This window comes from Mycobacterium sp. SMC-2 (genome assembly GCF_025263485.1).
Taxonomy (GTDB): domain Bacteria; phylum Actinomycetota; class Actinomycetes; order Mycobacteriales; family Mycobacteriaceae; genus Mycobacterium.
In genome coordinates, this window is sequence record NZ_CP079863.1 from 3896826 (window position 1) to 3910525 (window position 13700).

The following is a 13700-nucleotide window of genomic DNA, read 5'->3' on the forward strand; positions in this document are numbered from 1 at the left end:
TGGGCGGTGATGGCGAATACCACTACCCGGCTCACCGACGATGCGCTGGCGTTCCTGTCCGAACGGCATCTAGCCATGCTGACCACGCTGCGAGCCGACAATTCACCACACGTGGTGGCGGTGGGTTTCACCTTCGACCCCAAGACTCACATCGCGCGGGTGATCACCACCGGGGGCTCGCAGAAGGCGGTGAACGCCGACCGCGGCGGGGTGGCGGTGCTCAGTCAGGTCGACGGCGCGCGGTGGCTGTCGTTGGAGGGCCGGTCCAAGGTAAACAACGCTGTCGACGCCGTGCGTGATGCCGAACTGCGGTATGCCCAGCGCTATCGCACCCCGCGGCCAAATCCGCGGCGGGTGGTCATCGAGGTGCACGTGGAGCGGGTGCTTGGGTCGTCGGGCTTATTGGACCGCGGCGAGAAGTAGCGCAACTCGTGTCAGTTCGGCTGCTTCGTCGAGCTATCGCGGCTCGCCGCGGGGCCGTCGGGATAGATGTAGGTGCCGCGTGGCGGCGCCTGCACTTTCAGATCGCCGATTGGCAGGCCCGTCGCGCCGTGGTCGTCGTAGAGGAAGTCGGTCCAAAACAGGGCACCGCCGGACACGCGGCCCGTGCCACACGTGCGTGGAAACTCCTCGCCGAACGGCCATCCGGACGGCACCGGAAGTTGCGGCTCGGGCCGAAGCGCCGCCGGCGGCACCCCCTCGGGCATCCCGTCGATCACGATGAGCTCAGCTGGCGGCGCGGGTGACGTTGCGGCGCGATGCACCAGCGTGTCGGCGATGTGGCGTGCGATGCGGATCGGAAGGAGCGTCAAATCCAGAAGTGACATCAAGCCAAACGTACGCGCGGGTGCGCCCTGGGCGCTACGACGCGGGCACCACGATCAACTCGTGCGGCCGATTGTTGACGGCCAGCCCGCCGTCTTCGGTCACGACGACGATGTCCTCGATGCGAGCGCCCCACCGGCCCGGGAAGTAGATGCCCGGCTCGATGGAGAAGGCCATGCCGGCGGCCAGCGGCAGGTCACTGCCCGCGACGATGTAGGGCTCCTCGTGTACCGACAGCCCGATGCCGTGGCCGGTGCGGTGCACGAAGGCCTCACCGAGTCCGGCCTCGGCCAGCACATCGCGGGCGGCCGCGTCGACCTGCTCGGCCGTCACGCCCGGGCGCACCGCATCGACGGCCGCGCGCTGCGCCCGCTGCAGCACCGAATAGTGCTGCGCCACTTCGGGATCCGGCTCGCCGATGCTGTAAGTACGCGTCGAGTCGGAGTGGTACCCGGGCTCGTACGCGCCGCCGATGTCGACGACGACGATGTCACCCGCCTGCAATTCACGATCCGAGCATCCGTGGTGCGGGTCGGCACTGTGCGGCCCGGAACCGACGATGATGAATGCCACCTCCGAATGCCCTTCGGCCACAATCGCTTCCGCGATGTCAGCGGCCACGTCGGCCTCGGTCCGGCCGGGAACCAGAAACTCGGGCACCCGGGCGTGCACTCGATCGATGGCCGCGCCGGCCTTGCGCAGCGCGTCGATCTCGCATTCCTCCTTGACCATCCGCAGCGTGCGCCTCACGTCGGTGGCCAGCACCGGCAACACCCCGAGCGCACCGGCGAGCGGCAGCAGATGCAACGCCGGCATCGAATCGGTGACGGCGGTCGCGGCGGGAGCCCCGCCCAAAGCGGCGCCCACCAATCGGTAAGGGTCGTCCCCGTCCACCCAATCCCGCACCGCCAACCCCAGTTCCGCAATGGCCGAACCCTTGAGCGAAGCCAGCTCCAGCCGCGGGACAACCACGGTCGGATCGCCGGACGCCGGCAACACGAGGGCGGTGAACCGCTCGAGCGTCTGGGCGCGCGACCCGACCAGGTAGCGCAGGTCGTACCCGGGGGTGATCACCAGCCCCGACAGCCCCGCGTCGGCGGTCGCGGCAGCCGCCGCTGCCAGCCGGCGGGCATACACCCCGGTGTCGAACCGATGAGATTGCATGGCAGCCAGGCTAACCCGGCCGGCCCAACGTCGAGTTGTTGCGGCGAAACGATTGGGTCGTCAACAACACGCCGACGCTCGGCGCCATGAGACGATACCGGGATGCCCGCGCCGCTCTTGCTGCTCGACGGGGCCAGCATGTGGTTCCGGTCGTATTTCGGGGTACCGTCCTCGATCACCAGCCCCGACGGCCGGCCCGTCAACGCCGTGCGCGGGTTCATCGACTCGATGGCGGTGGTGATCAGCCGGCAGCGCCCCAATCGGCTGGTGGTATGCCTGGACCTCGACTGGCGGCCGCAGTTCCGGGTGGACCTCGTCCCGTCCTACAAGGCTCATCGCGTCGCGGAAGCGGAGCCCGAGGGCGAGCCGGACGTCGAAGAGGTGCCCGACGACCTGACGCCGCAGATCGACATGATCATGGAACTGCTGGACGCCTTCGGGATCCCGACCGCGGGGGCCGAAGGTTTCGAGGCCGACGACGTGCTGGGCACCCTGGCCGCTCGCGAACGCCGCGATCCCGTGGTGGTGGTCAGCGGGGACCGCGACCTGCTGCAGGTGGTGTCGGACGATCCGGTCCCGGTCCGGGTGCTCTACCTGGGCCGCGGGCTGGCGAAAGCCACCCTGTTCGGGCCGGCGGAGGTCGCCGAACAATACGGCCTGCCGCAGCATCGGGCCGGGCCGGCCTACGCGGAATTCGCGCTGATGCGCGGCGATCCGTCGGACGGCCTGCCGGGCGTGCCGGGTGTCGGCGAGAAGACGGCGGCGACGCTGCTGGCGCAGCACGGGTCGCTGGAGCAGATCCTGGCGGCCGCCCACGACCCGAAATCGAAGATGGCCAAGGGTCTGCGCTCGAAACTGCTGGGCGCGACCGACTACATCGACGCCGCCGGACAGGTGGTGCGGGTGGCCACCGACGCGCCCGTCAGCCTGTCGACCGCGACCGACGCGCTACCCTTGGCGGCCGACGACCCGCACCGCACGGCCAGGCTGGCGACCAAACTGGGCGTCGGCTCCTCGATAGCCCGGTTGCAGAAGGCGCTCGACGCGCTGCCGTCGTGACCGACTACTGCGGGCGGCCGACCTCGTAGGTGCCCTTGTTGTCCTGGAAGGTCACCGTCACGCGCTTGGGGGCGCCGTCGATGCTGACGTCGCAGTCGAACGTGGCGCCCTTCTTGACGGTGGGATTCTGCCCGTGGTTGCACTTGACGTTTTGGACGTTCTTGGCGCCGTAACCGTTGGTCTCGTCGGACAGGACCTGCTGCACACCGGCCTGCGCCTTGTTGACGTCCAGCTTGGTGGTGACGAAGAACCCGGGCTGCCAGAAGCCCAGCACCAGCACGACCGCGATGAGAAGGAAGGCGATCGCCCCGCCCACGCCGGCAATCAGGGCCACCGGGCGCTTCTTGGCCGGTTGCTGCTCGTAGGGCGGGTACTGCTGCGGGTACTGGCCCGGCTGGCCGTATTGACCCGGCTGGCCGTACTGGCCCGGCGGACCGTACTGACCCGGCTGGCCGTACTGGCCCGGCGGACCGTACTGACCCGGCTGGCCGTACTGGCCGGGCTGCGCATACTGACCCGGCTGGCCGTACTGACCGTAGCCCGGCTGCTGCGGGTATTGCTGCGGATAGGCCTGCTCGGCCGGCTGTTGGTACTGCGGGTACTCGGCGGGCGGCGTGTACGCCGGGGTCTGCCAGGTCGCCTCCTGGCCCGGTTGCTGCTGCCAGGGCGAGCCGACCTGCGTCGGTTCCGAGGACTGATCGCTACCTTGGCCGGGCGGTTGCCACTGCTGTTCCGGTCCCTGCGGTCCGCTCATCGTCTCTCCTCAGCCCCTATGTGTCTCGGCATGAATTATCGGCGTAGTGCTTTCCCGGATCTACGGTAGCTTCGGCACAGCCTACCCGGCGTCAACAGCGACGACGCCGCGCCGAACGTCATTGATGGCGCGCTTGGCGGTCGCCCGCAGCTCAGCATCGGGCGCCGCGTTGCGCACCTGGTCGAGCAGATCGAGCACCTGGCGGCACCAGCGCACGAAATCCCCCGCCAGCAGCGGCGAGCCGGCGCCGACCGGGTCGACGGCGGCCAGCGCCGCGGCCAGATCCCCGGTCTTGGCCCAGCGATAGATGACGTTGACGAAGCCGTCGTCGGGTTCCCGACTCGGCGCGATCCGGTGCGTCTGCTCGTCGGTGCGCAACACATAGGACAGCCGCGACGTTTGCTGCAGCGCCTGTCGCACCCGCTGGGTGGGCGCCTCGGCGGCGAACGCCGCCCTTGGCCCCTCACCACCCCTGCTCTCGTACACGACCGCCGAGACCACCGCCGCCAACTCGGGCGGCTTCAGGCCGGCCCACGCGCCGGTGCGCAGGCATTCGGCGACCAGGAGGTCACTCTCGCTATAGATGCGGGCCAGCATCCGGCCGTCGTCGGTGACGTGGGGATCGGTGTCGGGGCCCTGGATGAAGCCGCGCTCGGTGAGCAGGCCGACGATCCGGTCGAAGGTCCGCGCCAGCGAATTGGTCGCGGCGGCAACTTTTTTCTCCAATTGCGCATTGTCGCGTTCGATGCGCAGGTAGCGCTCGGCCTGCCGGACTTGGGATTCCAGGCCGGGGCTGTTGTGCGACGGGTGGCGACGCAGCTCCTCACGCAACGATGCCAGCTCGGGGTCGTGGAACGCGCCGTCCTGATCGCCGCGGCCGCTGCGGCGCCGGCCCGGAATGACCAGGCCGGCGGCCGCCGATCGCAGCGCCGACGCCAGGTCGCGCCGGACCCGCGGCTGGCGGTGCTCGACCCGCTTGGGCAGCGGCATCGAACCGACCGGAGCCGACGCACCCGTGTAGTCGGCCGTCGAAATGCGCCCCGCCCAGCGGTTTTCGGTGAGCACCAACGGGCGCGGATCCTCGCCGTCGCGGGCCGGTTCCAGCACCACCGCCAGCCCACCGCGCCGGCCGTGAGTGATGTTGATGATGTCGCCACGCCGCAGCGCGGCCAGCGCGTCGCTGGCCGCCTGCCGACGCTGCAGCCGCGACGCGCGGGACTGCGCGCGCTCCATGTCCGAAATTCGGGCGCGCAGCCGGGCGTAGTCGAGGATCGGCGCCTCCGGCCCGCCCAGCTCGGCGGCGATCTCGGCGAGCATCGCCTTGCCGCGCTCGATACCGCGGATCAGGCCGACGACGGAGCGGTCTGCCTGATACTGGGCGAACGACTGCTCCAGCAGCCGATGCGCCTGCTCGGGGCCCATGTGCTGCACCAGGTTGATCGTCATGTTGTACGACGGGGCGAACGAGCTGCGCAGCGGAAAGGTGCGGGTGGAGGCCAGGCCCGCCACCGCGGACGGTTCGGTGGTTTCTTCAGTGGGGTTCCACAGCACCACCGCGTGACCCTCGACGTCGATGCCGCGCCGGCCGGCGCGCCCGGTCAGCTGCGTGTACTCCCCCGGCGTCAGCGGCACATGCTGCTCGCCGTTGAACTTCACCAGCCGCTCGAGCACTACGGTGCGAGCGGGCATGTTGATGCCGAGCGCCAACGTCTCGGTGGCGAACACCGCCTTGACCAGACCGGCGGTAAACAGCTCCTCGACGGTGTGCCGGAAGGCCGGCAACATCCCGGCGTGGTGCGCCGCCAGACCGCGCAGCAGCCCCTCCCGCCACTCGTAATAGCCGAGCACCGCCAAGTCGGCGTCGGCCAGATCGCCGCACCGGTGATCGATCACCTCGGCGATCTGCGCTCGCTCCTCCTCGGTGGTCAACCGGAGCGGCGAACGCAGGCACTGCTGGACGGCGGCGTCGCAGCCAGCGCGGGAGAACACGAAGGTGATCGCCGGAAGCAGCCCCTCGGAGTCCAGGGTCGCGATCACGTCCGCCCGCCCGGGCGGACGGTAAAGGCGCGGCCGGCCGGGCCCACCGCGGCCGGTGCGCCCTCGGCGTGGCTGCCAGTCCAACATTCGGTCCGCTTCGCGGCGGTGCGCGATGTGGCGGGTCAGGTCCGGGCTGACGCGCGCCTCGCGGCCGGCCACCGGCGGCTCCCCGGCGTCCGAGCCCCGGTAGTCGAAGAGGTCGAACAGCCGCTTGCCCACCAAGACGTGCTGCCACAGCGGCACCGGCCGGTGCTCGTCGACCACCACGGTCGTGTCGCCCCGCACCGTCTGGATCCAGCCGCCAAACTCCTCGGCGTTGCTCACCGTCGCCGACAGGCTGACCACCCGCACCTCGTCGGGCAGGTGCAGGATCACTTCCTCCCACACCGGACCGCGCATCCGGTCGGCCAGGAAATGCACCTCGTCCATCACCACGTAGGAGAGCCCTTGCAGCGCAGGCGAATCGGCGTAGAGCATGTTGCGCAGCACCTCGGTGGTCATCACCACCACCGGGGCGTCGGCGTTCACCGACATGTCACCTGTCAGCAGGCCGATCCGGTCGCGGCCGTAGCGCACGGTCAGGTCGGTGTGCTTCTGGTTGCTCAGCGCCTTGAGCGGCGTGGTGTAGAAGCACTTGCCGCCGGCGGCCAGCGCCAGATGCACGGCGAATTCGCCCACCACCGTCTTGCCGGCGCCGGTCGGCGCGCAGACCAGCACGCCGTGGCCTCGTTCGAGCGCCGCGCACGCCCGCTGCTGGAATCCGTCCAGCGCGAAGGGCAATTCGGCGGTGAACCGTGGCAGCTCGACGAGCTCCGTCACGCCGTCACCCCGGTGCGCGAGGGTCCGCAAATGCACGTCGGATACGGCGTGTCGCTGTACAAACACGGTCGCTCGCGGGATGAGAACTTAGGTGACATCGTCATGCTGGCCGGCGGTGAACGACGGCTCCCGTACCGGCTCCTGTATCGGTGTGGGCGGCTCGATGACCGATGCCTCGTCGTCGGCGATCGCGGCCCGGGCTTCGCGTTTGGCTTTCCGCCTGTCGTGCAGGCGACAGATCTGGATGGCGAACTCGAGGAGCACCGACAGCGCCAGGCCCAGGGCGGTCATCGAGAACGGGTCGGACCCGGGGGTGAAAACGGCCGCGAACGCGAACATCGCGAAGATCAGGCCGCGCCGCCAGGACTTGAGCCGCTCGTAAGGCAGCACGCCCGTCATGTTGAGCATGACGATCAGCAAGGGGAATTCGAAGCTGACGCCGAACACCACCAACAGGTTGATCAGGAAACCGAAGTACCGGTCCCCGGACAACGCGGTCACCTGCACGTCGCTGCCGACGGTCAGCAGAAAGCCCAGCGCCTTGGACAGCACGAAGTAGGCCAGGATCGCACCCGCGACGAAGAGCACCGCCGCGGGGACCACGAACCCGACCGCGAAGCGGCGCTCCTTCTGGTACAGCCCCGGCGTGATGAACGCCCACAGCTCGTAGAACCACACCGGACAGGCCAGCACGACCCCGGCCGTCAGCCCGACCTTGAGTCGCAACATGAATTGGTCGAACGGCGCCGTGGCCAGCAGTCGACATTGCCCGTCGGCGCTGATGCTCGCGCGCGCCGATTGGGGCAGCGAACAGTAGGGGTGCCGCAGCCACTCGCCGAGGCTTTCCAGCCCGAAGATGGAATGCGAATACCAAACGAACCCGAAGATCGTGGTGAGCAGGATGGCGGCCAGCGAGATCAGCAACCGGGTGCGCAGCTCGGTCAGGTGATCGACGAGCGACATCGTCGCATCGGGATTGGTGCGACTGCGCCGGTTACGCGGATTGAGGCGTTTCAGCACGCCCGCAGTGCGCGCTGAAACCTTGAGAAATTTCACGACGCTCGTTCAGTGGCGTCCGGGCACCGCGACGATGATGACAGGCTACGCCGGGCGTGCTTCGGACTGCCCCTGCTCGGTGGCCGCCGGAGCGTCGACTCGCTGCGACTGCACGGGAGTGGGGTTCGTCGCGGAGGGCGCGTTGTTGGTGTCCAACGCGGGCGGTTCCGCTTTGTTCTCGCTCTGCATTTCGCGCAGCTCAGACTTGAAGATGCGCATCGACTTGCCCAGCGAACGCGCTGCATCGGGGAGCTTCTTGGCACCGAAAAGCAGGATCACCACCACAGCGAGGATCGCCCAGTGCCACGGACTAAGACTGCCCACTTTGATTACCTCCAGACGTCTACCCGATGCTACCGCAGTGGGGCGATACACCGGGTCGCCCGCGCCGTGGCCTCAGGGGGCAAGCGCCCGGTAGGACTCGCACGCCGCCGCGGCGGCATCACGGACACGCCGTGCGAGTGATTCCGGTTCAAGCACCCGCACGGCCGAGCCGAAGCCCAGCACCAGGCGCGTCATCCAGTCCTCGGAGGCGTAGGTCATGACCGCCTCACAGGATCCGTCCGGCAGCTCGCGCACCTCGCGCATCGGGTAATACTCGAACATCCACGACGCCGAGGGCGCGACGCGCAGCTTGGCCGACGGCAGGGACGGATCGCCGTCGAACAGCGACGTGTCCGGTGGCGACTGCAGGGCCACTTCGGGCGGAGCTGCCGGCTCCCCCAGGTCGGTGGCGTCGACGATCCGGTCGAATCGGAACAGCCGCACCCCGTCGGCCTCGCGTGACCAGGCCTCCAGGTAGCTGTGGCCGCCGATCAGCAGCACCCGGATGGGGTCGACGACTCGACTGGTCAGAGTGTCGTGCGACGCGGAGTAATAGTCGATGGCCAGGGCGCGTTTGTCCTGCACCGCGGTGCGCACCGCAGCCGCCGCGCGACCCTCCACGGGCGCCGGCTCGTCGGCCGCTGCCGCCGAGCCGGTGGCGTCGTGCCCGACGGCCCCGGCCGCGGTCTCGATCTTGGCGATCGCGCTGCGTGCCGCTTGCGGATCGACGACGCCGGGGATGTCGGCGAGCGCCCGCAGTGCCACGAGCAGACCGGTGGCCTCCGGCGAGGTGAGCTTGAGCGGTCGGTCGATGCCCGCCGAGAACGTCACCTCGATGGTGTCGCCGGCGAACTGGAAATCGATCAGGTCACCCGGGTAGTAGCCGGGCAGGCCGCACATCCACAGCTGGTTGAGGTCCTCCTCCAGCTGCCTGGCGGACACCCCGAGGTCGGCGGCCGCCTTGGCCCGGGTGACGCGCGGGTTGGCCTGGAAGTAAGGCACCATGTTGAGCAACCGGATCAACCGGGTGGATATGGCCGTCACGACAGCTCCGCATGGGCGCGCAGCCGCGCCAGCACGTCCTCGCGCAGTGACTGCGGCTCGAGCACGACGGCGTCGGCCCCGTAGCCGGCGATGTCGCGCGCCAGCCGGTCACTCGACCCGATTTCGAGTTCGATCACCTCGCCGTCGCGGCCGCCCAGTTGCCGTGCGCCGGTGGACCTCCCGGCGCGCCGCAGCGCGGTGGCCCGCCCGTCGGCGACCCACACCCGCGCCTGCCCGCCGGTCGGTGTCTCGGCGATCGTGCGGGCCACGATCTGGCGCAGGTCCACGTCCTCGGGCACGACGACCGCCCCGGGCGGGCCGATCGGCGTGACCTCGGCACCGATTCGCGACAGCCGGAAGGTGCGGGTGGCATCGCGGTCGCGGTCGTGGCCCACCAGGTACCAGCGGCCGTTCTGGGTGACGACGCCCCACGGCTCCACCGTGCGCATGCTGTAGGGCTCCGTGCGCGACGGCCGATGCGGAAACCGCACCGCCTGCCGGGAATCGATGGCCGACAACAGGATCCCGAGCACCTCTTCCGACCCGCGCAGCCCGGGCACGCCGGCCGGTGAGGCGATGGCCACCGGCGCGTCGGGATCGACGTCCACCCCGGCGGCGCGCAGCTTGAGCAACGCGCCCTGGGTGGCGGTGATCAGTTCGGGCGACTCCCACAGTTGCGTCGCGACCGCGACCGCGGCCGCCTCGTCCGGAGTGAGCTCGACCGCGGGCAGCGAGTAGGCGTCGCGATTGATTCGGTAGCCCTCGGTGGGATCGGAGGCCGACGCCCTGCCGACCTCGAGCGGGATGCCCAGATCGCGCAGTTCGTTCTTGTCGCGCTCGAACATGCGGGAAAACGCCTCGGCGCTGGGGCTGTCCGCGTAACCGGCCACGCTGGTCCTGATCTTCTCCGCGCTGATGTAGCCGCGGGTGGACAGTAGGGCGATGACCAGATTGACCAACCGCTCGACTTTCGAGGTCGCCATTCGCATCAGGTTATAGCCGCCGCGCGCCGCGCGCCTGCACCGGCTGGCGAGTCGCACTTTTCACAATTGAAACATCAGTCACCGGTTCGCAGGGAGCACCGGCTCTGAAAATCAGATAGCGCCCGCAATATCAGATTGCGCTTCGAGCATCGGTGCCTACCAGGGACTGGGGTGACAGCTGTGGCCAAAGGTGAAGAGCTACATGCTGGCGATCAGCCGCTTGACTCGCTCATCGACCGCCCGGAAGGGGTCTTTGCACAGCACGGTGCGCTGCGCCTGATCGTTGAGCTTGAGATGGACCCAGTCGACGGTGAAGTCGCGGCCCGCGGCCTGGGCGGCGCTGATGAACTCGCCGCGCAGCCGGGCGCGGGTGGTCTGCGGCGGATGGTCGACCGCCTCCGCGATCTCCTCGTCGGTGGTGACGCGCGTCGCGAGGCCCTTGCGCTGCAGTAGGTCGAACACGCCGCGCCCGCGCTTGATGTCGTGGTAGGCCAGGTCCAGCTGGGCGATCTTGGGGTCGGACAGCTCCATGTTGTAGCGGTCCTGGTAACGCTGGAACAGCTTGCGCTTGATCACCCAGTCGATCTCGGTGTCCACCTTGGCGAAGTCCTGGCTCTCGACGGCGTCGAGCTGACGTCCCCACAGGTCGACGACCTGCTCGATCTGCGCGTTGGGCTCCCGGGTCTGCAGGTGCTCGACGGCGCGGCTGTAGTACTCGCGCTGGATGTCGAGCGCGCTGGCCTGCCGCCCGCCGGCCAACCGCACCGGCCGCCGGCCGGTGATGTCGTGGCTGACCTCGCGGATGGCGCGGATGGGGTTGTCCAGAGAGAAGTCGCGGAAGGGAACGCCGGCCTCGATCATCTCCAGCACCAGCGCCGCGGTGCCCACCTTGAGCATCGTGGTGGTCTCGCACATGTTGGAGTCGCCGACGATCACGTGCAACCGCCGGTATTTCTCGGCGTCGGCGTGTGGCTCGTCGCGGGTGTTGATGATCGGCCGGCTGCGAGTGGTGGCCGAGGAAACGCCCTCCCAGATGTGCTCGGCACGTTGAGACAGGCAGAATGTCGCCGCCTTGGGGGTCTGGAGTACCTTGCCGGCGCCGCAGATCAGCTGGCGGGTGACCAGGAACGGCAGCAGTACGTCGGAAATCCGGGAGAACTCGCCGGCCCGCACGATCAGGTAGTTCTCGTGGCAGCCGTAGGAGTTGCCCGCCGAATCGGTGTTGTTCTTGAACAGGTAGATGTCGCCGCCGATGCCCTCGTCGGCGAGGCGCTGCTCGGCGTCGATGAGCAGGTCCTCCAGCACCCATTCGCCGGCGCGGTCGTGGGTGACCAGCTGCACCAGGCTGTCGCATTCGGCGGTCGCGTACTCGGGGTGGCTGCCGACGTCGAGGTACAGGCGGGCGCCATTGCGAAGGAACACGTTGGAACTGCGGCCCCACGACACCACCCGGCGGAACAGGTAACGGGCGACCTCGTCCGGAGACAGGCGACGGTGGCCGTGGAACGTGCAGGTGACACCGAACTCGGTCTCGATGCCCATAATTCGCCGCTGCACGTAATCGAGGGTACTGGTTGTCTCACCGGGACGGTGCGGAAGCCGCGCCTATGGGTTCCGACGAGTTCCCCGCGGCCCCCGAGCGCGCCACGACGAGGGCGGCTGTCCGGCATCCAGGTGACCCACCAGCAACGTGGGCACCAGCGGCCCCGGCGACGCGCTCGGCGTTCTGCCGATAGCGAACACGCCTCGGCGACTGATGCGTCCCGATTCAGCCCGCGGAGTCGCCGTTGGAATCCGGCACTTCGCCGTTGGTTTCCGGCTGCTTCGAATCCCCCTCGTGCAGCAGGCTTTCCAGGGTGGCTCGGTTGATCCGCCGGAACGCCCGTCGCGGCCGGCTGACGTCCAGGATGGCGACCTCCAGGCTGCCCACATCCGGAGAGGGCTGATCCCCGCTGGAACCCTCCGCGCTTCCGGCGCGCAGCGCCTTCACGGCGATCTGCGTCGCGTCGCGCAGGTCGGCGTTTTCGGCGTAAGACTCCTTGAGCGCGGTGGTGATCGGCTCGGTGGTACCGCCCATCACCACGAAATGCGGCTCGTCGGCGATCGACCCGTCGTAGGTGATCCGGTACAGCTCAGGCGGTTTCGTCTCGCCGTAGTGCGCGACCTCGGCGACACACAACTCCACCTCGTACGGCTTGGCCTGCTCGGTGAAGATGGTGCCCAGGGTCTGCGCGTAGACGTTGGCCAGCTGGCGCCCGGTGACGTCGCGGCGGTCGTAGGCGTAGCCCCGGGTGTCGGCGAACTGAATTCCGCCGCGGCGCAGATTGTCGAATTCGTTGAACTTGCCCGCGGCCGCGAAGCCCACGCGATCGTAGAGCTCGCTGATCTTCTGCAGCGAGCGCGACGGGTTCTCCGCCACGAAAAGCACACCACCGGCGTAGACCAGCGCCACCACGCTCTTGCCGCGCGCGATGCCTTTGCGGGCGAGCTCGCTGCGCTCGCGCATCGCCTGCTCGGGCGAGATGAAATACGGGAAACTCACTTCTCACCGCCATCGGGGCCGAAAGTGTCTGCGCGCGAGCGGCTCTCGATGACGTCGCGGGCAAGCTCAGCGATCCGACTCTCGGGCACCTCGGCCGCCCCCTCGGCGCCGATGGTGACCGCCGTCGGGTAGATACCGCGAACCAGGTCGGGTCCGCCGGTGGCGGAATCGTCGTCGGCGGCGTCGTAGAGCGCCTCGATGGCCACCCGCACCGCGGACTCGGAATCGACGACCTGCGAGTACAACTTCTTCATCGACGACTTGGCGAAGATCGAACCCGAGCCCACCGCCTGGTAGCCCTCTTCTTCCAGGTTCCATCCGCCGGCGGCGTCGAACGAAACGATCCGGCCGGCGCCCTCGGGATCGGCCGCGTCGATGTCATAGCCCGCCAGCAGCGGCAGAGCCACCAGCCCCTGCATCGCGGCGGCGAGATTGCCGCGCACCATGATCGCGAGGCGGTTCACCTTGCCGGCAAACGTGAGCGGGACGCCTTCGAGCTTCTCGTAGTGCTCGAGTTCCACCGCGTAGAGCCGAGCGAACTCGACGGCGATGGCGGCGGTGCCCGCGATGCCGGTGGCGGTGTAGTCGTCGGTGATGTACACCTTCTTCACGTCGCGTCCGGCGATCATGTTGCCCTGGGTCGAGCGCCGGTCACCGGCGATGACGACGCCGCCGGGGTACTTCAGCGCGACGATGGTGGTGCCGTGCGGCAGCTGCGAGGCGGCCTCACCGGATCGCGCGCCGCCGCCGAGGCTCGCCGGCAGCAGCTCCGGCGCTTGACGGCGCAGGAAGTCAGCAAACGACGACAGGTCTACGGCGGGGTTTGCCGGGATTGCGGAGTTAGTGGACAGGCGATCGGAGAACGGCCAGGTCACTGTCCGCCCTTTTGGACGTATGCCCGGACGAAGTCTTCGGCGTTCTCTTCGAGGACGTCATCGATCTCGTCGAGCAGATCGTCGGTGTCCTCGGCGAGCTTCTCGCGGCGCTCTTGGCCCGCGGCCGTGCTGTCGGCGAGATCGTCGTCGTCGCCGCCACCACCGCCACGCTTGGTCTGCTCTTGAGCCATCGCCGGCCTCCTGCTTCATCTGAACTT

Annotated in this window: 13 protein-coding genes and 1 pseudogene; 2 read left to right on the top strand and 12 right to left on the bottom strand. The window is 68.8% G+C overall.

The window, feature by feature from the left end:
* Positions 1–9 precede the first annotated feature (9 nt).
* A complete protein-coding gene (locus tag KXD96_RS18190) occupies positions 10–423 on the top strand; it encodes a F420-dependent biliverdin reductase (RefSeq protein ID WP_260738426.1) in 414 nt (137 codons plus the stop codon).
* Between the two features lie 44 nt (positions 424–467).
* Here KXD96_RS18190 and KXD96_RS18195 read toward each other — a convergent pair.
* A pseudogene (locus KXD96_RS18195) lies at positions 468–827 on the bottom strand (peptidase); the annotation flags it as partial.
* A 34-nt stretch (positions 828–861) separates the two neighbouring features.
* On the bottom strand, positions 862–1989 hold the full coding sequence (locus tag KXD96_RS18200) for a Xaa-Pro peptidase family protein (protein WP_260738427.1): 1128 nt from the start codon (positions 1987–1989) through the stop codon (positions 862–864).
* A 102-nt stretch (positions 1990–2091) separates the two neighbouring features.
* On the opposite strand from KXD96_RS18200, the gene KXD96_RS18205 reads away from it, so the two are divergent.
* Positions 2092–3048, top strand: coding sequence for a 5'-3' exonuclease (locus KXD96_RS18205; protein ID WP_260738430.1), 957 nt, complete (start codon positions 2092–2094; stop codon positions 3046–3048).
* Between the two features lie 4 nt (positions 3049–3052).
* On the opposite strand, the gene KXD96_RS18210 is transcribed toward KXD96_RS18205, so the two are convergent.
* The 10 genes from KXD96_RS18210 to KXD96_RS18255 form a co-directional block, all read right to left on the bottom strand.
* Positions 3053–3802 carry a DUF4333 domain-containing protein gene (locus KXD96_RS18210; RefSeq protein ID WP_260738432.1) on the bottom strand — a complete coding sequence of 250 codons (750 nt, stop codon included), beginning with the start codon at positions 3800–3802 and terminating at the stop codon, positions 3053–3055.
* 81 nt (positions 3803–3883) lie between these two features.
* Entirely contained in the window at positions 3884–6658 is a 2775-nt protein-coding gene (locus KXD96_RS18215; RefSeq protein WP_260738435.1) for an RNA helicase, read from the bottom strand.
* A gap of 87 nt (positions 6659–6745) precedes the next feature.
* A complete protein-coding gene (gene tatC, locus KXD96_RS18220) occupies positions 6746–7714 on the bottom strand; it encodes a twin-arginine translocase subunit TatC (protein WP_260738437.1) in 969 nt (322 codons plus the stop codon).
* 45 nt (positions 7715–7759) lie between these two features.
* Positions 7760–8038 carry a Sec-independent protein translocase subunit TatA gene (gene tatA / locus KXD96_RS18225; protein WP_260738439.1) on the bottom strand — a complete coding sequence of 93 codons (279 nt, stop codon included), beginning with the start codon at positions 8036–8038 and terminating at the stop codon, positions 7760–7762.
* Positions 8039–8110: 72 nt separating this feature from the next.
* Entirely contained in the window at positions 8111–9082 is a 972-nt protein-coding gene (locus KXD96_RS18230; RefSeq protein ID WP_260738440.1) for a YafY family protein, read from the bottom strand.
* Entirely contained in the window at positions 9079–10065 is a 987-nt protein-coding gene (locus KXD96_RS18235) for a YafY family protein (protein ID WP_260738442.1), read from the bottom strand. Before KXD96_RS18235 ends, KXD96_RS18230 begins: the two co-directional genes overlap by 4 nt.
* A gap of 198 nt (positions 10066–10263) precedes the next feature.
* On the bottom strand, positions 10264–11622 hold the full coding sequence (pafA, locus tag KXD96_RS18240) for a Pup--protein ligase (protein WP_260738443.1): 1359 nt from the start codon (positions 11620–11622) through the stop codon (positions 10264–10266).
* A 211-nt stretch (positions 11623–11833) separates the two neighbouring features.
* Positions 11834–12607, bottom strand: a complete 774-nt coding sequence (gene prcA / locus KXD96_RS18245) for a proteasome subunit alpha (protein ID WP_260738444.1) — start codon at positions 12605–12607, stop codon at positions 11834–11836.
* On the bottom strand, positions 12604–13482 hold the full coding sequence (gene prcB / locus KXD96_RS18250; protein WP_260738446.1) for a proteasome subunit beta: 879 nt from the start codon (positions 13480–13482) through the stop codon (positions 12604–12606). Before prcB ends, prcA begins: the two co-directional genes overlap by 4 nt.
* On the bottom strand, positions 13479–13673 hold the full coding sequence (locus KXD96_RS18255) for a ubiquitin-like protein Pup (RefSeq protein WP_067753803.1): 195 nt from the start codon (positions 13671–13673) through the stop codon (positions 13479–13481). The genes prcB and KXD96_RS18255 overlap by 4 nt, the downstream gene beginning before the upstream one ends.
* Positions 13674–13700 lie beyond the last annotated feature (27 nt).

What these genes read in the sequence shown, in the direction of transcription:
- KXD96_RS18235 (WP_260738442.1), bottom strand. Translation starts at nt 10,065, where the DNA reads ATGGCGACCTCGAAAGTCGAGCGGTTGGTCAATCTGGTCATCGCCCTA.
- KXD96_RS18200 (WP_260738427.1), bottom strand. Translation starts at nt 1,989, where the DNA reads ATGCAATCTCATCGGTTCGACACCGGGGTGTATGCCCGCCGGCTGGCA.
- KXD96_RS18255 (WP_067753803.1), bottom strand. Translation starts at nt 13,673, where the DNA reads ATGGCTCAAGAGCAGACCAAGCGTGGCGGTGGTGGCGGCGACGACGAC.
- KXD96_RS18190 (WP_260738426.1), top strand. Translation starts at nt 10, where the DNA reads ATGGCGAATACCACTACCCGGCTCACCGACGATGCGCTGGCGTTCCTG.
- KXD96_RS18205 (WP_260738430.1), top strand. Translation starts at nt 2,092, where the DNA reads ATGCCCGCGCCGCTCTTGCTGCTCGACGGGGCCAGCATGTGGTTCCGG.
- KXD96_RS18210 (WP_260738432.1), bottom strand. Translation starts at nt 3,802, where the DNA reads ATGAGCGGACCGCAGGGACCGGAACAGCAGTGGCAACCGCCCGGCCAA.